This is a genomic window from Winogradskyella sp. 4-2091 (assembly GCF_045765065.1).
GTDB lineage: Bacteria > Bacteroidota > Bacteroidia > Flavobacteriales > Flavobacteriaceae > Winogradskyella.
On record NZ_JBJKOD010000003.1, the window covers coordinates 101,180 to 122,819 of the forward strand.

General features: G+C 32.2%; 19 protein-coding genes. 11 read left to right on the plus strand and 8 right to left on the minus strand.

Annotated features, from left to right (window positions below; genetic code table 11):
• Nucleotides 1-49: 49 nt before the first annotated feature.
• A complete protein-coding gene (locus tag ACJBCC_RS05040; protein WP_407556556.1) occupies nucleotides 50-3,493 on the minus strand; it encodes a hypothetical protein in 3,444 nt (1,147 codons plus the stop codon).
• Nucleotides 3,494-3,638: 145 nt separating this feature from the next.
• On the opposite strand from ACJBCC_RS05040, the gene ACJBCC_RS05045 reads away from it, so the two are divergent.
• The 4 genes from ACJBCC_RS05045 to ACJBCC_RS05060 all read left to right on the plus strand — a co-directional run bounded on the left by ACJBCC_RS05045 (nucleotide 3,639) and on the right by ACJBCC_RS05060 (nucleotide 7,109).
• The gene (locus ACJBCC_RS05045; RefSeq protein ID WP_299102299.1) at nucleotides 3,639-4,406 is read left to right on the plus strand and encodes an exodeoxyribonuclease III; all 768 of its coding nucleotides are present in this window, start codon (nucleotides 3,639-3,641) and stop codon (nucleotides 4,404-4,406) included.
• 47 nt (nucleotides 4,407-4,453) lie between these two features.
• Entirely contained in the window at nucleotides 4,454-5,410 is a 957-nt protein-coding gene (locus ACJBCC_RS05050; protein ID WP_407556557.1) for an OmpA family protein, read from the plus strand.
• 139 nt (nucleotides 5,411-5,549) lie between these two features.
• Complete coding sequence (locus ACJBCC_RS05055; protein WP_407556676.1) at nucleotides 5,550-6,587, plus strand: aldo/keto reductase; 1,038 nt, start codon at nucleotides 5,550-5,552, stop codon at nucleotides 6,585-6,587.
• Nucleotides 6,588-6,602: 15 nt separating this feature from the next.
• Nucleotides 6,603-7,109 carry a hypothetical protein gene (locus ACJBCC_RS05060; protein ID WP_299102298.1) on the plus strand — a complete coding sequence of 169 codons (507 nt, stop codon included), beginning with the start codon at nucleotides 6,603-6,605 and terminating at the stop codon, nucleotides 7,107-7,109.
• A gap of 1 nt (nucleotide 7,110) precedes the next feature.
• Here the strand turns inward: ACJBCC_RS05060 and ACJBCC_RS05065 are convergent, their stop codons facing one another.
• Both ACJBCC_RS05065 and ACJBCC_RS05070 read right to left on the minus strand, forming a co-directional pair.
• Entirely contained in the window at nucleotides 7,111-7,581 is a 471-nt protein-coding gene (locus ACJBCC_RS05065) for an Lrp/AsnC ligand binding domain-containing protein (protein WP_299102296.1), read from the minus strand.
• An 83-nt stretch (nucleotides 7,582-7,664) separates the two neighbouring features.
• Nucleotides 7,665-9,029, minus strand: coding sequence for a saccharopine dehydrogenase family protein (locus tag ACJBCC_RS05070; RefSeq protein WP_299102294.1), 1,365 nt, complete (start codon nucleotides 9,027-9,029; stop codon nucleotides 7,665-7,667).
• Nucleotides 9,030-9,098: 69 nt separating this feature from the next.
• Here ACJBCC_RS05070 and ACJBCC_RS05075 point away from each other — a divergent pair, with 69 nt between their 5' ends.
• The gene (locus tag ACJBCC_RS05075) at nucleotides 9,099-9,491 is read left to right on the plus strand and encodes a DUF423 domain-containing protein (protein WP_299102291.1); all 393 of its coding nucleotides are present in this window, start codon (nucleotides 9,099-9,101) and stop codon (nucleotides 9,489-9,491) included.
• Between the two features lie 62 nt (nucleotides 9,492-9,553).
• Entirely contained in the window at nucleotides 9,554-11,170 is a 1,617-nt protein-coding gene (pckA, locus tag ACJBCC_RS05080) for a phosphoenolpyruvate carboxykinase (ATP) (RefSeq protein WP_299102289.1), read from the plus strand.
• Between the two features lie 77 nt (nucleotides 11,171-11,247).
• Here the strand turns inward: pckA and ACJBCC_RS05085 are convergent, their stop codons facing one another.
• Both ACJBCC_RS05085 and ACJBCC_RS05090 read right to left on the minus strand, forming a co-directional pair.
• Nucleotides 11,248-11,997 (minus strand): uroporphyrinogen-III synthase, encoded by a 750-nt coding sequence (locus ACJBCC_RS05085; RefSeq protein WP_299102556.1) that lies wholly within the window; start codon nucleotides 11,995-11,997, stop codon nucleotides 11,248-11,250.
• A 16-nt stretch (nucleotides 11,998-12,013) separates the two neighbouring features.
• Nucleotides 12,014-12,664: a DUF4271 domain-containing protein gene (locus tag ACJBCC_RS05090; RefSeq protein ID WP_299102287.1), complete on the minus strand. Its 651-nt coding sequence runs from the start codon at nucleotides 12,662-12,664 to the stop codon at nucleotides 12,014-12,016.
• Nucleotides 12,665-12,914: 250 nt separating this feature from the next.
• Between ACJBCC_RS05090 and ACJBCC_RS05095 the strand changes: the two genes are divergently transcribed.
• The 3 genes from ACJBCC_RS05095 to ACJBCC_RS05105 are packed head-to-tail and all read left to right on the plus strand — an operon-like array spanning nucleotide 12,915 to nucleotide 15,452.
• A complete protein-coding gene (locus ACJBCC_RS05095) occupies nucleotides 12,915-13,637 on the plus strand; it encodes a polyprenol monophosphomannose synthase (RefSeq protein WP_299102284.1) in 723 nt (240 codons plus the stop codon).
• A gap of 6 nt (nucleotides 13,638-13,643) precedes the next feature.
• Nucleotides 13,644-14,987: a dihydroorotase gene (locus ACJBCC_RS05100; RefSeq protein WP_299102282.1), complete on the plus strand. Its 1,344-nt coding sequence runs from the start codon at nucleotides 13,644-13,646 to the stop codon at nucleotides 14,985-14,987.
• Nucleotides 14,988-15,452, plus strand: coding sequence for a DUF4296 domain-containing protein (locus tag ACJBCC_RS05105; protein WP_299102280.1), 465 nt, complete (start codon nucleotides 14,988-14,990; stop codon nucleotides 15,450-15,452).
• On the opposite strand, the gene ACJBCC_RS05110 is transcribed toward ACJBCC_RS05105, so the two are convergent.
• Nucleotides 15,433-16,461: an NAD-dependent epimerase/dehydratase family protein gene (locus tag ACJBCC_RS05110; RefSeq protein ID WP_299102278.1), complete on the minus strand. Its 1,029-nt coding sequence runs from the start codon at nucleotides 16,459-16,461 to the stop codon at nucleotides 15,433-15,435. The genes ACJBCC_RS05105 and ACJBCC_RS05110 overlap by 20 nt on opposite strands.
• 150 nt (nucleotides 16,462-16,611) lie before the next feature.
• Between ACJBCC_RS05110 and tyrS the strand changes: the two genes are divergently transcribed.
• On the plus strand, nucleotides 16,612-17,922 hold the full coding sequence (gene tyrS, locus ACJBCC_RS05115; protein WP_407556558.1) for a tyrosine--tRNA ligase: 1,311 nt from the start codon (nucleotides 16,612-16,614) through the stop codon (nucleotides 17,920-17,922).
• A 75-nt stretch (nucleotides 17,923-17,997) separates the two neighbouring features.
• On the plus strand, nucleotides 17,998-18,501 hold the full coding sequence (locus ACJBCC_RS05120) for a DUF1572 domain-containing protein (RefSeq protein WP_407556559.1): 504 nt from the start codon (nucleotides 17,998-18,000) through the stop codon (nucleotides 18,499-18,501).
• Nucleotides 18,502-18,632: 131 nt separating this feature from the next.
• On the opposite strand, the gene ACJBCC_RS05125 is transcribed toward ACJBCC_RS05120, so the two are convergent.
• Together ACJBCC_RS05125 and ACJBCC_RS05130 are read right to left on the minus strand one after the other, a co-directional pair.
• Nucleotides 18,633-19,613, minus strand: coding sequence for an acyl transferase (locus tag ACJBCC_RS05125; protein WP_407556560.1), 981 nt, complete (start codon nucleotides 19,611-19,613; stop codon nucleotides 18,633-18,635).
• A 135-nt stretch (nucleotides 19,614-19,748) separates the two neighbouring features.
• Complete coding sequence (locus ACJBCC_RS05130) at nucleotides 19,749-21,428, minus strand: T9SS type A sorting domain-containing protein (protein ID WP_299102271.1); 1,680 nt, start codon at nucleotides 21,426-21,428, stop codon at nucleotides 19,749-19,751.
• Between the last annotated feature and the right edge of the window lie 212 nt (nucleotides 21,429-21,640).

A 21,640-nucleotide genomic window follows, 5' to 3' on the forward strand; every position in this document is an offset into this window, starting at 1 on the left:
ATCTCAAAATAAAAACGCCCAAACTTAATTGTTTGGGTGTTTTTTTGTTCTAAAAATAAGCTTTCAACTGAATGGTTCCTGTATGAATTGTTTTTGAAGTTTCAGATTTTCTTCCGAAGTAAGTTAAATTTAAATCTAAATATTTTGTTAGTTTTTTTTGAGCGAGTAAACTCCAAGTATAGTTTTTACCAGCTTGTAAACCTTCTAACATTTGGTAACCAACAGGTGTGTTTGCATCACCTTCAAAATCATTTTGAAAGAAATTAAACTCACCTGTTAATGCTATTTTCTGAGTGTTATTGTATGTGAATGATAAACCGTAATTATTCTGAGCTAAGGACTCTAAACTACCAATGGTATTTTCTTTTGATGTGTATTGGTAAAAGACATCAAACTGCGCATTTTCGCTGAACAAATAACTCAGTTTAGGTTTAAATTGGTAGTTGTCTATAGTGTAATTTCGGCTCGTGTAATTTTCACTTCTGCTATCGTCTGTTCCTAAACTTGCTATGGAGTTTACTAGCCAGTTCGCATTAAATTTATGAGTAAAATTGAGTTGATGACTATTCGTTTTGTTTTGCTGAAATCCTATAGATAATAGATTACGGCTCTTATTGGTTAAAAAGGTATAAGACGTGGTGTAGCGTTGTTTTCCTCTATTTAAAAACAACACATTCCTTAAACTGTAATTTAAGGATACATAGTCTTCAGTGTCTAAATCGTCTTTTAAAGCTTCAAACGGATTTAAGTTAAAAGAATTTCCATTTTTAAAGGTTTTACTATCCACAATAAAAGAGGCTTGGTCATAGAAATGCGACCAAAATTGTTTCGATTTGTCTTTAGAAACACTCCAGATTTGCGGATTTATAGTTACCGTTTGCCCAAATCTATTCTGATGCGTTTGCACATAAACTTGATTTGGCAATAAGACTCTAATATAACTGCCTTGGTCTGCAAATTGCGCAATTTCAAATTCGTCTAATTCTTGAATGTTGTTTTCATTATAATCTATCCATGTGTAAGCTCCTTGACCAGCTTCTACTTCAACATAAGTAAAATCTTGCTGTGCTAAGGTGCCAGAATTGGTTTCAAAATTTGTGTTAAGAATAATAAGGTTTTTGAATAATTTCTGATTAAAAGTTAAGCGGCTGTTTAAACTTTGTTCATCCTCTATATTAGTGTCCTCAGACTTTAAATCTCTATAATTAGCATACAATTGAAGCGTTGTATTTTTATTCTGAATTAATCTCGAATTTAAATAATAGGTATTAGAGCTATTAACACGTTCTAGACTATTGTTGCGTAAACTGTCATTAAAACGTTTTATATACCCGACTTCTGCAAAAACTTTAGTGCTATCTCCAATACCAACAAAAGCTTCGTAGGCTTTATATTTTTGACTCAAAGGAGTTAGTGAATCATTAGATATTGCGCGTTGTTCGTTGTCTTCTGTAGAGAATTTTACGCCAGCCCATTTTTTGTCTTTTCCATATACAACGCTATTAAAAGACCTTACAAAAGTGGATTGATTTATGGTGCTTTCATTATTTAAAACACTAGAGTTTGAAAATATTTTAAAATTTCCCAAATGCAAATTGGCTGCAATGTTATGACGATTTCCATTAAAGTTTTCAGAATAGTTGAGATGTTCAAAATTATAAGTAGCATAACCTTTTTTTAAATGCGATAATTTTAAGCCAGAAGTAAAAAGAAGTTGGTTGCCATAGTCAATATTACTATCATCTGTGATTTCAGAGGTATCTAAATTCCAATCACGATTAAATTCTGCTCTGTACAAACGTTGAATGGTATTAAAATTTTTCTGAATATAATCGGCATCAACAAGAGCAGAAAGATTCCAGAGACTATCCGATTTAATTAAATTTTGTTTCAATGTAAATTTTCCAGCATAACCATCATTGTTGGCATCATCTAAACTCGAAAATAAATTCTCATCCTTTTTACTTCCTGCTAATTCAAAAAAGACAGCTGTTTTTTCGCTTGGTTTATATTGACCATTTATAACGGCAATTTGTAAACGTTCTGGTGCTATTAATTGTGTAATAGGTTCGTAATTTCCTTGCGGAACACCTGCAATTGGCGCAATGTATTCATAAATATTAGTAATAGCATTGGTATTGCTTAGTATATAATTTCCTTGGTTGGTACCAACTAATGTAAAACGAACATTGTACAATTCGTCTTCAGGATCATTAGAAAACACAAAAATTTCTTCAGTGCCAAATACTTCTTTTTTATAGAGAATTCGGTTTTCAGAATAGGAGGTTAGGGTTTCAGAAGGTGCTGTCATTAAATCTACATCATCTCCTGCTTCAGCTAAAATTTGGGTTTGTTCTGTAGATAAGTTTTGTTGTAAAGGTTGATTTTTAGCATCACTCTCGGAATACACAGAAACATTCAGTTTTAATTTTTTGGTTTCATATTTGGCACCTCCAAAAACGGTAAATCTTGAGTAATTCCGTTCGCTAAACTGGTAATCTACTGTAATTCGCATTTCGGAAGTGATAGGATATGTGGAATTAAAAATAATTTCTCCAGCATTGTAATCAATAATATAATCATTGTTTTCGCCACGTTCTAAAGGTACTCCATTGACGTAAACGGTTTCACTTCCCGAAACCACAAGGACATACAATTCATTATTAGATCCACGTAATTTGTATGGTCCTTGGTTACCCTCTTCTGCTGTAAATTGTGTGGTTGTAAATTGACCTCTAACCAAAGCACCAGAAGCAAAAACGGAGGTTTTTTCACTTAAATTAGCATTGACTAGTAAGCCTTGCACACGTTTAGAAAAATTAGCGAAATAACTATTAGTGTTTACTAAATCAATGTCTCCTGCTCTTATATTCCAATCGTCACTATAGAGTTCAATAAACACTTGGTCAAACTCATCTAAACGTTGCGAATACCCACTTTCTTGCAGCGGAATATTAGCATCTTGAATTGAAGCACGTAGTGAAACTTTATCGCTCAATTTACCTGAAATCTGTAAATCGAGTTCACTATTCAGTACTGAGTTTTGATTGTTTCCTATCGTTACACCTCTCGAAATGCTTCCAGACGTGGTTAAGCCATCAAAAGGCGTATACGTACTTTTATTAGAAGCGTTTTGTAACGTATACAATTGTTGATTTTGAGACGAACGGTCTACAATAACACCATCATCTAATTGTCTATATACTTGAGTTAAAAATTTAGGATAACGTAAGTATTCAATATGAATTGTATCGATTTCTATTGGTTGCTTAAACCGTAAAATGGCTTTTGCAAAATCAACCGAATACAACGTAGAATCTATGAGTTTGTTGTCTTTTGTTTTAACTTTAAATCTCGAAGGATTAATGCTAATGGAATCAATTTTAATCGAATCTGAAACCGCTACTTTCTTTTGCCTAAGATTACTATCCTGCTCTTGAGAAAAACCCAAAAATGTGGTAAGTAATAATATAATAAGTAACGAATTCTTCATGTATTGTAATAACTGCGGAATACTTAAATTATTTTATCGTTAAAAGCAGTATAAATTTATAGGGTAAAAGTACAGTATTATTTAATTTAGCAGTTCACGGAATGTTTAACTTAAAAAGAGATTTTTACTAAGGTAGAAAATGGGTATGAAAATAGTTTCTTATAACGTCAACGGAATTAGAGCAGCTTTAAAAAAAGGTTTTATAGAATGGTTAGTAGCAACAGATGCAGATGTAGTTTGTCTGCAAGAAATTAAAGCTATGGAAGAACAACTAGACCTGAGTTTATTTACAGAAGCGGGTTACGAGTATAATTATTGGTTTAGTGCACAGAAAAAGGGTTACAGTGGTGTTGCGGTTTTATGTAAAACGAAACCGAATCATATAGAATTTGGTACTGGTATTGAATCTATGGATTTTGAAGGTAGAAATATTCGTGTAGATTACGATGAGGTATCTGTAATGAGCATGTATTTGCCATCTGGTACCAATGCAGCTAGATTATCTCATAAGTTTGAATACATGGATTTAATACATGATTATTTAAACGAATTACAAAAGGAAAAGCCAAACTTAGTTGTCTGTGGCGATTATAATATTTGCCATGAAGCTATAGATATCCATAACCCAAAAATGAAAGGTGTTTCTGGTTTTTTACCAGAAGAGCGTGAGTGGCTTGGTAATTTTATAGATAGCGGATTTACAGATAGTTTTAGATACTTGCATCCAGAACGTCAGGAATATTCTTGGTGGAGTTACAGAGCAAACTCTAGAGCAAATAATAAAGGTTGGCGTTTAGATTATGCCATGGTAAGCGCACCTTTACAAGATAAAATAAAACGTAGCGTTATCTTAACAGAAGCCGTTCATAGTGATCACTGTCCTATTTTATTGGAATTGGATGTTAAATGCTGAAATCAAATTTTAAAAAAACGAAACAACTTAAAGACTATAAAAACATCATGAAAAAACTCTCAATACTAGTCCTTACAATTACATTATTTACATCTTGTGTGTCTAAGCAAATTTATACAGATCTCGAAGATAAATATGCGAATCTTAAAAAAGAGAATCGCAGTTTAACTGATGAAATGGAAGCCTTATCTCAAGAAAAAACAAAGATTTATAACGATTTAAATGCGTTGCAATCTGCTTATGAGTCTGCTGTTTCCGAAAGAGATAAGCTTCAAGCAGATTATGCAGCTTCACAATCAAATCTTGAAACTTTAAAAGCATCATACAAAGCGTTAGAAGAAAATAGTTCAGCTTCAATTGCTAAAAATTCTCAAAAAAACAGAGAGCTATTAGCCCAATTAGAAGCTAAGGAATTAGCATTGGCTGCAGAGAACGAACGTTTAAATTCTTTAAAACAAGAATTAGAAAGTCGTTCTAAACGTGTTGCAGAATTAGAAAATGTAATAGCATCAAAAGATGCTGCAATGAATAGTTTAAAAGACGCTATTTCTAAAGCATTAACCAATTTTGAAGGTAAAGGATTAACTGTAGAGCAACGTAATGGAAAGGTTTACATTTCTATGGAAAACAAGTTGTTGTTTCAATCAGGTAGTTGGTATGTTGGTTCTCAAGGAAAACAAGCCGTAAACCAATTAGGAAACGTATTAGCCGAAAACCCAGAAATTTCAGTATTAATTGAGGGTCATACGGATAACGTGCCATATAAAGGAAATGATCAATTAAGTGGAAACTGGGATTTATCTGCAAAACGCGCAACAGCGATTGTAAATATCCTCAGAGAAAATGAAGCTATCAATCCTGAAAACTTAACAGCAGCTGGTCGAGGTGAATTTGCACCAATAGCTTCAAATGAAACATCTGAAGGCAAAGCAAAGAATAGACGAATTGAAGTTATTTTAACACCAAAATTAGATGAGATTTCTAAACTATTGAATGATATATAATCATTTGTAATAATAACAAGACATCTATATTTAATTAAGAAATAGACCTTTCAGGTTTTCAAAACCTAAAAGGTCTTCTTATTTTTACAGTGAAAGATCCGTTTAACAAAAAATGATTTCTGCTTTCGCAGAATTTGATATGAAATACACAACACTACCAAACACAGATATAAAAGTTAGTAAAATATGCCTTGGCACTATGACTTGGGGAAATCAAAATACCCAAGAAGAAGGTTTTGCTCAAATGGATTATGCTTTAGATAAAGGTGTGAATTTCTTTGATTGTGCAGAATTATATCCTGTGCCAGCTACAGCAGAAACTTATGCCGAAACTGAACGTATTATTGGTAATTGGTTTGCCAAAACAGGTCATAGAGACAAAGTAGTTTTAGCATCTAAAATTGCAGGAACAGGCGATTATACCGCTCATATTAGAACTAGTGGTTTTAGTAAAGAGGCATTAAATGAAGCCGTAAACAATAGTTTAAAACGTTTACAAACGGATTATTTAGATCTTTATCAATTGCATTGGCCAGAACGTAAAACTAATTTTTTTGGTGTTAGAGATTACAAGCATATTGAAGATGAACAATGGGATGATAATTTTAATGAAATTCTACATAATTTAAATGACATTATTAAATCTGGTAAAATAAGACAAGTTGGTATTTCTAATGAAAATTCTTGGGGAACGATGCGTTATTTACAAGAATCGAAACAACATAATTTACCTCGAATGATAACCATTCAAAATGCTTATTCTTTAATTAATAGAGTATTTGAAAGCCAGTTATCAGAGGTGTCACATAGAGAAAATATTGGATTACTAGCCTATTCACCAATGGCTTTTGGTGTATTATCTGGCAAATATATAAAAGGAACGGCAGGAGAAAATGCGAGGTTGAAATTGTTTCCAAGATTTGCACGTTACAGTAATGATCAAGCTACAGAGGCTACAAAGCGTTATTTAAAAATAGCAGAAGACCATAATATGTCATTGGCTCAAATGTCATTAGCTTTTGTGAATGAAAGACCTTTTTTAACAAGTAATATTATTGGTGCAACAAGTATAGAACAGCTCAAAGAAAATATTGATAGTATTAATATGTCGTTATCCGATGAGGTAATGAAAGCCATAGATGCTGTACACGCTGAAATCCCTAATCCTGCGCCTTAGTCCTTCTTAAATTAGATGGAACAATCAGAATTTAAATATAGATTAACAGAATCAACGAAAGAATTAATTGAGTTTACGCAAACATTGGTTGTTAATTCAATTTCTACTAATGTTGAATATCTAATAGAACCTAATTCAAGAGAAGTAAGTACTCATTTGAATGAACAAGAATTAGATAAACTAAATGAAATTAATCTATTAGAAGGTAAACCTCAATTTCATAAACAAGTTGTAGATAGTTTGTATGATTTTGGACGAGTTCCATTATGGGTGAACGCAGAAATTCATTATTCTACAAAAAGAAAAACTATAATTAAACTTACTTGTTCTCGACGATTTAGAAATGAGAATGATTTAAATAAGATAGTCAATAAATTTCCTCCATTTAGTATTAAAATTCCTTTGCCACCTTGGTATATAAAAGGTGAAAGGTTTAATATTAATTGGAAGCATCAAAAATTAAAGCGTAAATGGCATGCTTTAATTTGGAGGTGGAAGTATGGCAAGAGGTTAAAGACCTAAGTTATATCTTAATTTGACGATTGATCTGTTGTTGCAAAGAAATAAACGTTTCCGTTCTAGAAACCCCTTTTATACTTTGAATTTCAGAATTAAGTACATGCATTAAATGCTCATTATCCTTGGTAAGGATTTTAATAAAAATAGACCAATTTCCTGTGGTGTAATGGCACTCAATAACTTCTGGTATTTTTTGTAATTGCTTTACGGCTTCTGGATTACTAATAGCTTTATCTAAATACACACCAACAAAAGCCATTGTGGTATAACCTAAAGCTTTTGGGTTTATAATAAATTTTGAACCAGCTAAAAGACCAGATTTTTCTAATTTTTTTAATCGTTGATGAATGGCTGCGCCAGAAATGCCAACATTACGAGCAATTTCAAGAATTGGTGTTCTGGCATCTTCCATTAATGCTCTTAAAATTTTTTTGTCTATTCCGTCAATATAAATGCCGTTGTCGCTTACTTTCATGTTTCGAAAAGATTGTAATTTGAAAGTTAAAGATAAAAAAAGCGTTTCATATTGAAACGCCTTGTGCTAATTTTCTATTTAAATTATAAATTTAATGGGTTGTAACCTAAATATGGGACTTCGTGTTCTTTGAAAACAATATCATAAGATTCTAATTCTTTTAAAATGGGTGTATAAACTTCATTTGTAATAGGAATTTGAACGCCTGGTGTTTTAATCTTTCCGTTTAGTATTGCTAATGTTGCAATTGCTACTGGTAAACCTACTGTTTTTGCCATTGCTGTATAAGTTTGATCCGTGCCTAACGTTACCATAGTGGCATCAATTTGATATTTTTTTCCATCAAGTTCATAGCCAAATTTATGATACATAACTATCATGTCTTTATCATCAGAGCTCAGTGACCAACTATCCATTAATATTTTTTGAAGAATTTGAGCAGGCGTCGCTTTGTCTAGATTAACCATTTTTTCAGAGTTGAAAATATCGAGTTCTAAAAACTTATCCCAAACGATATCATCTTGATCAATCTTAAGTGCATGTCTAAATTTAAGTTCAACAGAATCTGTAGGACTGTATGGCAAAAATGAATTAACAAAATCACGATAACTCATATTAATACTGTCGTCAATAGTGTAGCTGTCGTCTGTCATTCCTAACTGCACAAAAACATTCCAGGCTCTACTAAAACCAACACGTCTCATAGTGCCTCGATAAAGCGTCTTTATATGATCTAAACCATATACGGTTTGATATTTTAATGAATCTCTGTTGGCATAAGCTTCAAAACGGCCAAAACCATCAACATCTAAAAATTCAGTACGTCTAAATAATCTGTGATACGGAATGTATTTAAATTGGTCTTCTTGTAAAAATTTGGCAGCACCACCTTGTCCTGCAACAACAACATTTCTTGGGTTCCATGTAAATTTGTAATTCCAAAGATTGTTGTCACTTTCGGGAGCCACTAGGCCACCAGTAAAAGATTCAAACAAAATCATTTTACCACCTTTATCTCTAATGCGGTCTATGACTTGCATGGCACTCATGTGATCAATACCAGGATCTACACCAATCTCATTCATAAAAACGAGATTATTGGCAATAGCATCTTCATTTAAAGCATGCATTTCTGGACTGACATAAGAAGCCGTTACCATATGTTTTTTATAAGTAATACAGTCTTTGGCCACTTCAATATGAAAGCGTGCAGGTAGCATTGAGACTACAATATCGGCATTTTTTACAGCCGCAACTCTAGATTGAGCATCAAATACATCTAAATGAATAATGTTTGTATTTGGGTGGTTGCCAACTAATTTTTTGGCATTTTCTATATTAAGATCTCCAACGGTAATTTGTAGTTGTTCTGTTTCTGACTTATCAAGTAAATATTTTATAAGATAAGAACAGGATTTACCTGCTCCTATGATTAAAATTTTGCGCATTATAACTAATTTTGTTGGTACGAATGTAACAAATAGAAAATCGACTTTAAACCAAAATTGAGTTTTAATATGAACAAAAAGTTATTAATTACTGGATCATTTTTAGGAATTTTAGGGATAATTTTAGGCGCTTGGGCTGCTCATGGATTAGAGAAATTAGTTGATGAAAATGCCGTTAAATCCTTTGAAACCGGAGTGCGCTATCAAATGTATCATTCGTTTTTATTTTTGATTTTAGGGAGCACAAATTTTATCAATTTAAGAGCGAAAAAAGCAGTGTTTTTTTTAGTGATTTTAGGTGTTTTTTTGTTCTCAGGATCTATTTACGGATTATCAACTAACACAATTTATAGCTTTAATTTTAAGATTTTCGCAATTTTAACACCATTTGGTGGTTTATCGTTAATAATTGGTTGGATTGTTATGTTAATCGGAATATTAAAGACAAAGGACGATAATTGATATTCTGCGCTGTAGTTTTAAAATAAAATCATAATTTTGTGATCTAAAACAACACAATAATTATGGTAAACCATACACAATTTTCGAAAACGATTTCGTTAGATCAATATGGAATTAAAAATGCAAAAGTTAATTTTCAATTATCTTCAGAAGAGCTTCATGCTGAAACCATTGCAAAGGGACAAGGTGTAGAATCTTCGTCTGGTGCTATCGCAGTTAATACTGGTGAGTTTACTGGTCGTTCTCCAATGGATCGTTTTATTGTTAAAGATGCCATTACCGAAGATAAAATTTGGTGGGGAAATATCAATATTCCTTTTGATAGTGATAAGTTTCAGAAGCTTTATGATAAAGTAAGTGATTATTTATCTGAGAAGGAATTATATGTAAGAGATAGTTATGCTTGTGCAGACGAGAACTACAAGTTAAATATTAGGGTAATCAATGAGTACCCTTGGAGCAATATGTTTGCTTATAACATGTTTTTACGTCCTACAGAAGCGGAGTTAGAAAACTTTTCTCCAGAATGGACTATAGTCAATGCTCCAGGTTTTATGGCAGATCCAGAAGTAGATGGTACACGTCAACATAACTTTGCTATTTTAGATTTTACGCGTAAAATTGCTTTAATAGGAGGAACTGGTTATACAGGTGAAATTAAAAAAGGTATTTTTTCTGCTTTAAACTTTATTCTTCCTGTATTTAAAAACACTTTACCTATGCACTGTAGTGCTAACGTTGGTAAAGATGGCGATACTGCTATTTTCTTTGGATTATCAGGAACAGGGAAGACAACACTTTCTACAGATCCCAATCGTAGTTTAATTGGTGATGATGAGCATGGTTGGACAAATGAAAACACTGTTTTTAATTTTGAAGGTGGTTGCTACGCTAAAGTTATTAATCTTTCACAAGAGCAAGAGCCAGAAATTTATGCAGCTATTAAAAAAGGAGCTATCCTCGAAAATGTAGTTATGGATGATAATGGCAAAGTTGATTTTGCTGATACTTCAATAACACAAAATACAAGAGTAAGTTACCCAATTTACCATATAGATAATATTAGAAAGCCTTCAGTAGGTGAAAACCCAAAGAATATCTTTTTCTTAACAGCAGATGCTTTTGGTGTACTGCCTCCAATTTCAAAATTAACACCTAATCAGTCTGCATATCACTTTATTTCTGGTTATACAGCTAAAGTTGCTGGTACAGAAGCAGGTGTAGTAGAACCAGTACCTAGTTTTTCTGCTTGTTTTGGCGCACCATTTATGCCATTACACCCAACTAAGTATGCTGAAATGCTTAGTACAAAGATGAAAGAAGCAGGCGTAAATGTTTGGTTAGTTAATACAGGTTGGACAGGCGGACCTTACGGTGTTGGTACACGTATGAAATTAAAGTATACGCGTGCTATGATTAATGCAGTGCTTAATGGAGATTTAGGTGCATACACATACGAAGATTACCATATTCATTCTGTATTTGGAGTGGCACAACCAAGAACTTGCCCTGGAGTACCAACAGAAGTTTTAAGTCCTAGAGCTACTTGGAATGATGACGAAGCATATTATAAAATGGCATTTAAATTATCTAATGCTTTTAGAGAAAACTTTAAGAAGTTTCAAGATGATGCTAATGAAGATATACGTAGAGGAGGACCTCAACGTTATGCATTTTAGTAAAAGTTATAAAAACCAAAAAAGCGATTCTAAATTTAGAATCGCTTTTTTTATGTTATAATCTTAATAGTTTATTACTATTTTCCTTTATTAACAGAGTCAATATATTTCTGTAAAGCCATTGTCATAGAAGGTGTTTCCGGTGTCGGTGCAGAAATATCTACTCGCAATCCTTTTTCCTTCACAGCCTTTACTGTTGTATTACCAAATACAGCAATACGTGTTTCGTTCTGCTTAAAATCTGGGAAATTATGGAATAATGATTCTATACCAGAAGGACTAAAGAATACTAATATATCATAAGTTACATTAGATAAATCTGATAAATCACTAATTACGGTTTTGTAAAAAGTAGCCTGTTTCCATTTTATACCAAGTTCGTCTAATGTTTCAGGTATAATAGGTTTTACTTTGTCCGTTGTTGGTAATAAAAACGATTCGTCTTTATATTTTTTAATTAACGGCATTAAATCTGCAAACGTACGCTTACCAACATAAATTTTACGTTTTCTGTAAACTACGTACTTCTGTAAATAATAGGCAACAGCTTCAGACTGACAAAAGTATTTCATGGCATCTGGTACTTTAAAGCGCATTTCATCGGCTACTCTAAAGAAATGATCTACAGAATTTCTACTGGTAAGAATGATGGCAGTAATTTTGCTTAGATCAACTTTTTGTTGTCTTATATCCTTTGAGGATACGCCTTCCACATGAATAAAGGGTCTAAAGTCTACTTTAACTTTTTGCTTCTCTTGCAAGTCAAAGTACGGAGAGTTCTCTACTTTAGGCTCTGGTTGTGATACTAAAATCGTTTTCACTTTCATACGTAAACCTTGTGTTTTAACCGTTATACTCTCTAATAACCTTATATAAAAGTACATAAGGCCCAATTTCGAGAGCGCAAAGATACAACAAAAAATAGAAAAAATTAAGATTAATTATTTTTTGATAGGTTTTGAAAGATGTTAAAAATCCAATCGTATTTATGATACAGACCAATGAAAAAGCAATAATGAAAATAATTTCAATAGAAACCTTAGTGTATAAGAAAAACAAATTAGCAATGAAAAATACCAAACCAGATAGGTTTTTAAAGGTGGTTTTCTGAAATAGGTAGTAATCAATTATATGATCCATTTCAAACAGACTACCAATAAGCCTTTCAATTAAAGTTTTTATAATAATTATTGTTGAAATCGTAAAAAGTAATTTTAAGAAAGTAACAAGATCAAAGGTTAAAGGAGAAACGTATGTAGAATATACGAAGTAAATAAAAATGCTTAACGATAAACTAAGGTTTACAAAAAGGAAACTATCAAATTGATCAATAAACTTTTGTTCTTTAGAGTAAATCTTTAAATATTTAGAATTACCAATAACATACAGAAAATCATTAAATCTCAATGTGTTAATATATTTAGCGACAACAATAGTGCACAAGCTTATAATTGTAAAAATAGTAAACCAATCGAATGTTATGAAATTTCGCATACCGCTAAGTTATAAAGAAATTTAAGCAATATTTAATTAAATTTCTAAAGGATAATTTATTCTTATTTTAAATTCTAAAATCATGAAAATTAAAGTACAATATTAAGTATTATTCTAAATTTATCTTAATTATAAAGATATACATAAAACGAATCTATCAAAAACGTTAATTTCAATTATTATCTCATTAAAAACTTTACTTTTGTTAAAATTCAAAACCTGCTAAATAGCGTATTTTAAAATTGAATTAATGTCTGACGCACTAGTAATAATCCCTACATATAATGAGATTGAAAATATAGTATCTATTATTAGTGCTGTGTTTTCTCAAAGCAAAGACTTTAATGTACTTATTGTAGATGATAACTCGCCAGATAAAACAGGTAATAAGGTTAGAGAGTTGCAAGAGGTTTTTAAAGATCAGTTATTCTTATTAGAACGAACGGAAAAAAGTGGCTTAGGTACAGCTTACATTGCTGGTTTTAAGTGGGCTTTAGAGAATGACTATCAGTATATTTTTGAAATGGATGCAGATTTCTCACACAATCCAAACGATTTAATAAAGTTATATGAGGCTTGTGCAAAAAATGGTGCGGATATTTCTGTTGGCTCTAGGTACGTAAGAGGGATTACGGTTGTGAACTGGCCTTTGTCTCGTATTTTATTATCTTATGGTGCATCTCGTTATGTTAGATTTATTACTAGGATGAAGGTAAAGGATTCCACAGCTGGTTTTGTTTGTTATAAAAGAAAAGTTTTAGAAACTATTAATCTTAATAAAGTAAAATTTGTTGGTTATGCGTTTCAAATAGAAATGAAATTTAAAGCCCATAAAAAAGGATTTAAAATAGTTGAAATACCAGTTATATTTAAAGATAGAACTAAAGGAAATTCAAAAATGAGTGGAAGCATTATTTCCGAAGCTATATTCGGTGTAGTGAGTTTAAAATTAACAAGTTTATTTGCAAAGTAGAAGATTATGAACGGACAGACTCTTATTAAAAATGCAAGAATCGTCAACGAAGGAAAAATTGTTGAAGGTGATATTCTAATAGAAGGAAACATTATAAAAGAAATAGACCTTTCCATAAGTGTTAAATCTGCGGATATGACTGTCATTGATGTAGAAGGAAATTATGTTATTCCAGGAATGATTGATGATCAGGTACACTTTAGAGAGCCTGGATTAACGCATAAAGCAAATATAGAGACTGAATCTAAGGCAGCATTAGCTGGTGGAATTACGTCTTTTATTGAAATGCCAAATACTAATCCACAAACTACAACAGTAGAAAAGTTAGACGAGAAATTTGCTATTGCAGCAAACACATCGCACGCTAACTATTCGTTTATGTTTGGCGGAACAAATGATAATTTAGAGGAAATTTTAAAGGTAGATCCAAAAACTGTTGCAGGTTTAAAATTGTTTTTAGGTTCGTCTACAGGAAATATGCTCGTTGACGACCCTAAAGTTATTGAGAAAATATTCTCGAGTACAGATATGGTTATTTCCGTACATTGTGAAGATGAAGCCACTATAAAAACAAATTTAGCTAAATATAAAGCGGAATATGGTGATGATATTCCTATGGAAATGCATCCTATAATTAGAAGTGAAGAAGCTTGTTATTTATCTTCTTCAAAAGCTATTGAGTTAGCTAAGAAAACAGGAGCAAGATTGCACGTGTTTCATTTGTCTACAGGTAAAGAAACAAATCTGTTTTCAAACAAAATACCATTGAAGGATAAGAAGATAACGGCTGAGGTTTGTGTACACCATTTGTGGTTTTCTGATGAGGATTATGCCAAAAAAGGAAGCCATATAAAATGGAATCCTGCGGTTAAAACAGCTAACGATAGAGATCAGCTTTGGAAAGCTCTATTAGACGATAGAATTGATGTTATTGCAACAGATCATGCACCTCACACGCTCGAAGAAAAAACAAACCCATATACTAAAGCGCCTTCTGGTGGCCCATTGGTTCAGCATGCTTTGGTGGCTTTGTTTGAAGCACATCATCAAGGTAAAATCACTGTTGAAAAACTAGTAGAAAAGGCATGTCATAATCCTGCAATATTATTTAATGTAGCGAAACGTGGTTATGTAAAAGAAGGTTATTATGCAGATCTTGTTATTGTAGATCCTCAAAGTCCTTGGACCGTTAATAAAAGTAACATTTTATACAAATGTGGTTGGTCACCTTTTGAAGGTAACACATTTAAAAGTAGAATAACTCACACTTTTGTCAATGGCCAATTGGCATATAACAATTTTAAGGTTTTAGACGTTAAAGCAGGACAACGATTAACTTTTGATAGATAAATGTTAAAGAATCTAAGCATAGTATTGGTTTTAGGACTTTTGGTTATTGCATGCGATGGTATGGATAAACCCAAAAAACCAGATAATTTGATATCTAAAGCTCAAATGTCTGATCTTTTATTTGATATTTATGTAGTTAATGCTGCCAAGGGAATTAATAGAAAAACCCTTGAAAAAAACGGTATTGTTCCCAGAGAATATGTTTTAGAAAAACACAATATTGATAGTTCTCAATTTGCAGAGAGTAATGCCTATTATAGCTATGATACTGATGTGTACAAAGCTATTGTAGAGCAGGTAAAAGAACGAATAGAGAAGGAGAAAAAGGAATACGAAAATATAAGAAGCGAAGAAAACAAAAAGACTAAAACACGTACTGATTCACTAAAGAAAAACGCGAAAAGACGTAAGGATTCTATAAAAAAAATTATAGATAGTATAGGTTTTAAAGGCTTGAGTTCTTAATATCTTGTAAATACAACTTACTAACGCTTTTAATGGTATCGTTTATAGGTGTAAATTGAAAATCTATAGTGCTTTTAATTTTTGAGGCATCATATTTATCAATACTTAATATTGATTTCGCTGTATGCTTAGTTAACTTTCTTGGTTGACCTAATACTTTACCCTTTAACCAGTCTAATCGCCAAACTAAATTTATTAACCAAGGTTTTGCCTCCTTTTTCGGTGGTTTAGTGTTTAAGGCACTTGCAACTCTTTTAAAAAATGATTTAAAACTTAGGTTTTCTGAAACTAAAATAAAATTTTCGTTTGTACTGTTGCCGTTCATTAATTTTAGCATCACATTAATTACATCCCAAACGTCTATAAAACCTGTTACGCCGTTTGTATAATAAGGCAATCCATTGTAAATCTTATTAAAAAGACTGCTACTACCAGTGCTTTCCCAAAAGCCAGGTCCTACGATAATACCAGGATTTACAATAATAGCATCTAAACCTTCTTGTGTACCTCTCCAGACTTCTAGTTCAGCACCATATTTGGTAATGGCATAAACGCTATTGTCATTTTCTGCATTCCATTCCGTTTGTTCGTCAATTAGTTTTTCTGAATCAGCATGCTTTCCCATAGTGGCAATTGAGCTCACGTAACAAAGCTTTTCCACCTTAGAAGTTAAACAGAGGTTAACAATGTTTGCTGTACCTTCTATATTTACTTTTCTAAGTAATTTGTATGCTTTTGGCTCGAAAGAAACAAGAGCAGCGCAATGGTAAACGTGAGTTATATCTGTAAATGCTATTTGAAGTTGAGGAACATCATTTAAATCTGCTTTCACCCATTCAATATTATTAAACAGGGTATCATAGTCTTCAGAATAATAGGAGAACACTTTTTTTACATCTGTAAGTGTGTTGTCATTTCTGTAAATAGCTCTAATTGTTGCATTACTTTTCAACAGTTGAAAAAGTAAATGCGAGCCAACTAAACCTGTTCCTCCTGTTACTAAAATCATTACGCGAAAATACAAATCTTAAGCTTAATTCGATGATAGAAAGTTGTTAATAAGGGTTACTAAGATAATCTAAATTGAATTAAAATTGTCTTTTGTCTTTAACATCGGAAACATATCTTTGTGCAATTAAAATTTGAAACTAAATAAGCAATGGCAAATAAGTTTGTAGAAGAATTACGTTGGAGAGGAATGGTACATGATATCATGCCAGGAACAGAAGAGCAATTAGATAAGGAAATGACCACAGCTTATATAGGTTTTGATCCTACTTCAGATTCATTGCATATTGGTAGTTTAGTGCCAATTATTTTATTAGTACATTTAGAAAGAGCTGGCCATAAACCAGTAGCTTTGGTAGGTGGTGCTACAGGTATGATTGGAGATCCTTCTGGTAAAAGTGATGAAAGAAATTTATTAGATGAGGCAGCACTAGCTCATAACGTTGCTGGTATTAAAGGTGTCTTATCTCGGTTTTTAGATTTTAGTTCTACAAACAAAAATGCGCCAGTACTTGTAAATAACTATGATTGGATGAAGGATTTTAGCTTTATTGATTTTGCAAGAGACGTTGGTAAACGTATTACTGTAAATTATATGATGGCTAAAGATTCTGTTAAAAAGCGTTTGAGTGGAGATGAAGGCAGTGTAGGTATGTCTTTTACAGAATTTACTTACCAATTAATACAAGGATACGATTTTCATCATTTGTACAAAACCATGGGCTGTAAATTACAAATGGGTGGAAGTGATCAATGGGGAAATATCACGACAGGTACAGAATTAGTAAGGCGTATGCATGATGGTGAAGACCAAGCTAAAGCTTATGCTATGACTTGCCCGTTAATTACAAAAGCAGATGGTTCTAAATTTGGAAAATCTGAAGGTGGAAACGTTTGGTTAGATGCTGATAAAACATCAGTATTTAAGTTTTACCAGTTTTGGTTAAATGCTACTGATGAAGATGCGGAAAAGTATATCAAAATCTTTACATTTATAGATAAAGAGGCTATTGAAGCTCTAATTGAAGAACATAAAGAAACACCTCATTTACGTTTATTACAGAAACGTTTAGCGGAAGAAGTAACTGTTTTTGTGCATAGCCGAGAAGAGTTTGATAATGCAGTAAAAGCATCTTCAATATTATTTAGTAAAGATTTTAAAAATGAAATAAAACAATTGCCAGAATCTTTATTCTTAGATGTTTTTGAAGGCGTAAAACATGCTGAAATATCTGAGGCAGAATTTAAAGAAGGTATAGATATGATTGGTGCATTAGCTGCAAAAACTAATTTCTTAAATTCTAATGGCGATGCAAGACGTGCATTAAAAGAAAATGCAGTTGCAGTAAATAAAGAAAAGATTAAGGAAGATTATATGTTGTCTTCTGAAGATTTAATCCACGATAAATACATTATTATAAGTAGAGGGAAGAAAACTAACTTTCTTTTAAAAGTAGTTTAAGACTTCCTTAAATAACAACTTAAGACCTCATTGTTTTGTAACATGTGAGGTCTTTTTTTTTATCTTTAAATTCCAATGTATAAGTTTTTACAACCAATGAATCAGGCTCAACAAATAGCAAGTAGAATTAGGGAAGTATTTCTTAGTGGAACATGGATTGCTAATACTAACTATAAAAATGAGTTAGAGAATTTAGATTATAAAATAGCCAATAAAAAAAAGGACGAACTGAACTCAATTTCAGTTTTAGCGCAACATATTCATTACTATACAGCAGGAATTCTAAATGTATATATCAATAATAAATTAGAAGTAAGAGATGCGTTTAGTTTTGATTTTCCACCAATTGAATCTCAACAAGCATGGGAATCTTTCTTATTGCGCTTTTGGGATGATGTGGAATTATTGATGCAGCATGTTGAAAACATGCCTGAAGAAGATTTAGAAAAGGAGTTTGTTGATGTGAAATATGGAAATTACACTCGTAATCTCAACGGAATGCTCGAGCATAGTTACTACCATCTAGGACAAATAGTATTAGTTAAGAAATTAATTTTAGCTAAACAAAAAATGTTGTGAATAAAAAAAGTGCCCAAAAATAATTTTGAGCACTTTCTAACCAATCAATCAACTATTGAAAATCTTTCTTTTTCATAGCGATAGTTAAGTCGTAGATGAGTTTAAGTCCTTACAAAAATTTAAAAATAATTTTAAAGTGCCATTAAATTACAGCCTCTGATGTCTGAACTATCAAAACGACCAATGATTTCAAACTGACCGTTATTGTAAGCCTTTCCTAGATCTTGTGTAGCTATAAATGAGCAAGAATTAATATTAGCTAAATCGATAACATTAATGCCTCCTGTTTTGTTTGGTTGTTGTATGGTCAGCGCATCTTCTGTATCTCGCGTTAAGATTTTCATCCAAGGTGGACTTTCAAAAACACCATTGCCTTTAGAGTACGCTTGGCTTAATAATTCTGTCATGCCGTATTCACTATGAATTTGTTCTACACTAAAACCTGATTGTAGAATTTGATGCAACTCTTGTCTTATAATTTCTTTTCGTCTGCCTTTCATGCCACCTGTTTCCATTATTGTGGTATGCTTTAAATTCAGTTGGTATGCTTCAACTAAATCTAATAACGCAAAAGAAACACCAATGAGTAGCGTTTTCTTTTGTTTTGCTTCAAGTGATTTTAATGTGTTTGCTAACTCGTCAAGATTATTAAGATAGAATCCGCTTTCCGTTTGGTTAGATTTTTCAATTAAATCATTAACCATATAGATTAAGGAAGAACCATCACGTTCTAAATAAGAAGGTAACAAGGCTAAAACAACATAGTCCTCAATATTTCCATAGAAGTGCTTAAAAGCCTTTAAATAACTCTCCTCGTATAATTTTAGATCTGTAACTAAATGGTTACTTGTAATACTTCCTGTCGTGCCAGAGCTTGAAAACGTTTTTTCAATAGTATTTGAATTGCTAACAACATCTCTAGTTTTAAAAAATTGAATGGGTAGAAAGGGAATATCTGAAACCTGTTTAACATCAGAAGGATGCTTGTAGAGCAAATCACAAAAGGAACGATATACGTTGTTTTTCTCAAACTGAAACTTAAACACTTTTAAGGCTAATGCTTCAAAATCGGCATCAGTTTTTATATTAAAAATATCTTCCTTTAATTTCATAATGCAAAAATATGCAAAGAAGTGATTTAACCTTTTTCTTTTAGTTATAATTTAAGGCTTAAAAAGTAAGGGATAAAAAAAAGCGTAACTCTAAAATTGAGTTACGCTTATAATTTGTATTAAAACTAATAATGCTTAGTTAATTACTAATTTCTTAGTAGTAGAAGCATTGTTTTGAGTAATTTTTATGATGTAAACACCAGATTTTAAGTTAGAAACATTTAACGTGTTGTTAGATAATGTCTCGTTTTTAACTTGCTTTCCTAAAATATCATAAACTTGTACAGAGATAGCTTCGCTATTTGTAGAAGAAATTGAAACCGAACCAGTGTTAGTTGGGTTAGGGTATAAGCTAAATGAAGCATTGTTGAAGTTGTTTACACTTAAAGGCGCTGCAATATCACTAGCATATCTAGGGAAAATTTGGTAAACACCATTAAACTCACCACCTAATCCTGTAATACTTGAAACAGTAGTTGGGATTGCAGTACCAATAATATCTTCATCACCAAAAGCAACTCTTGCAACAGTTACATCAGTACCATCAGCAACATCATAATTTGTGTTGTCTGCGAACATTCCTGAATCTGCAAAAGTTACATTGTTTAGCGTGATTAATCTACTTTCATAAGTTTCTCCATTATTAATTAATTCTGATGCACTTACTACTATTGGATTTAAAAGCGTACCAGTAGAAGAGGCAGAAGCTACATTCTCTGTAGGCACAAATTGCAAAGTGCCAGCAAATTCTGTAAGTTGACCTTTTAAACCAGTAATACCATCACCATTGTTAAATACAGTAGTTATAGTACCAGCAGTGTCATCAATTAAGATTCCAGCACCAGCATCTTGAATGTACTTTTGATTTCTTGTACCTTCCGTAACAATGTAAGAGATAATAGCTTCACCTGTTAATTCGTAGAAATCTCCAACAGTTCCAGCTCTTAATGCAGTAATATCTGCAACTTGAGAAATACCTGCAACTGAGAACGAAATTGTAGTAGATTGTGCTGGACTTAAAGATGCACCAGAAGGATCTACTAACTCATAAGTTACAGTGTAAGCTTCTCCATCAGCAACAGAAATAGTTTCTGGGTTAGTGTCAAACTTATCCATATTAAAAGTTCCACCAGGACTAACTAAAGTTGTTTTAATGTAACCATCATCAGTACCTGTATTTCCAACGTTAAAGTTTAAAACAGAAGTCGTAACATCTACAGATGTAGTACCAGAATCTAAAACTTCTCCATCAGCTGGTGCAGTAATGTTAACTGTTGGTGTAGTTACAGCTTGTTCTACAACTGAAAAATCATCCCAAGATATAACTGAAGAACCATATGCTCTTACTTCAAAGTATAAACTAGTTGCTGTAGCAGGAGCAGGTATTGTTACTGTATATTCAGTCCAAACACCATCCGTAGCAACGAAATAAGCGTTTCCGGCTCCACCGCCTCTTAATTCATCTGCATTATCTGTAATGTTTCCATCAGATGCATCTCTCCAATAACTCCAGATTCTAGCATCTGTACCATCACCAGATTCAACATTAAACCACATAGTTATCGTGTACATGTTACCAGGTGTAATACCTGTAATAGTTTGACCTAAATCTTTTGTTCCATCTGCAGTGTGCTTTGCAGCATTAGTGCCACCATGAATTGTGGTAGTTTCTTGAGTAATGTTTTCAACTTTTGTCCATCCGTCAGGAGTATTAACATCTGTCCAAGTTTCAAAATCACCATTCACTAATAAATTCTGTCCAAAAGAAATGGAAGAAATTAATAAGGCAATAAATAGAAAGTAAATTTTCTTCATAATTGAATTTTTATTAAAGTTAGAATACAAATATAACAACAAATCTGAATTACTAAGAATCGTGATAGTTAATACTTAGCATATTTACAATAACATAATATGGTTAATATCAGGCGCTTCTCACCAGCAACGAATTACGTTTTTAATGTTAGGTAATTGTTATCAATTCACTAAATTTAAACAGTTATACAGATATATTTTATATTTACAAT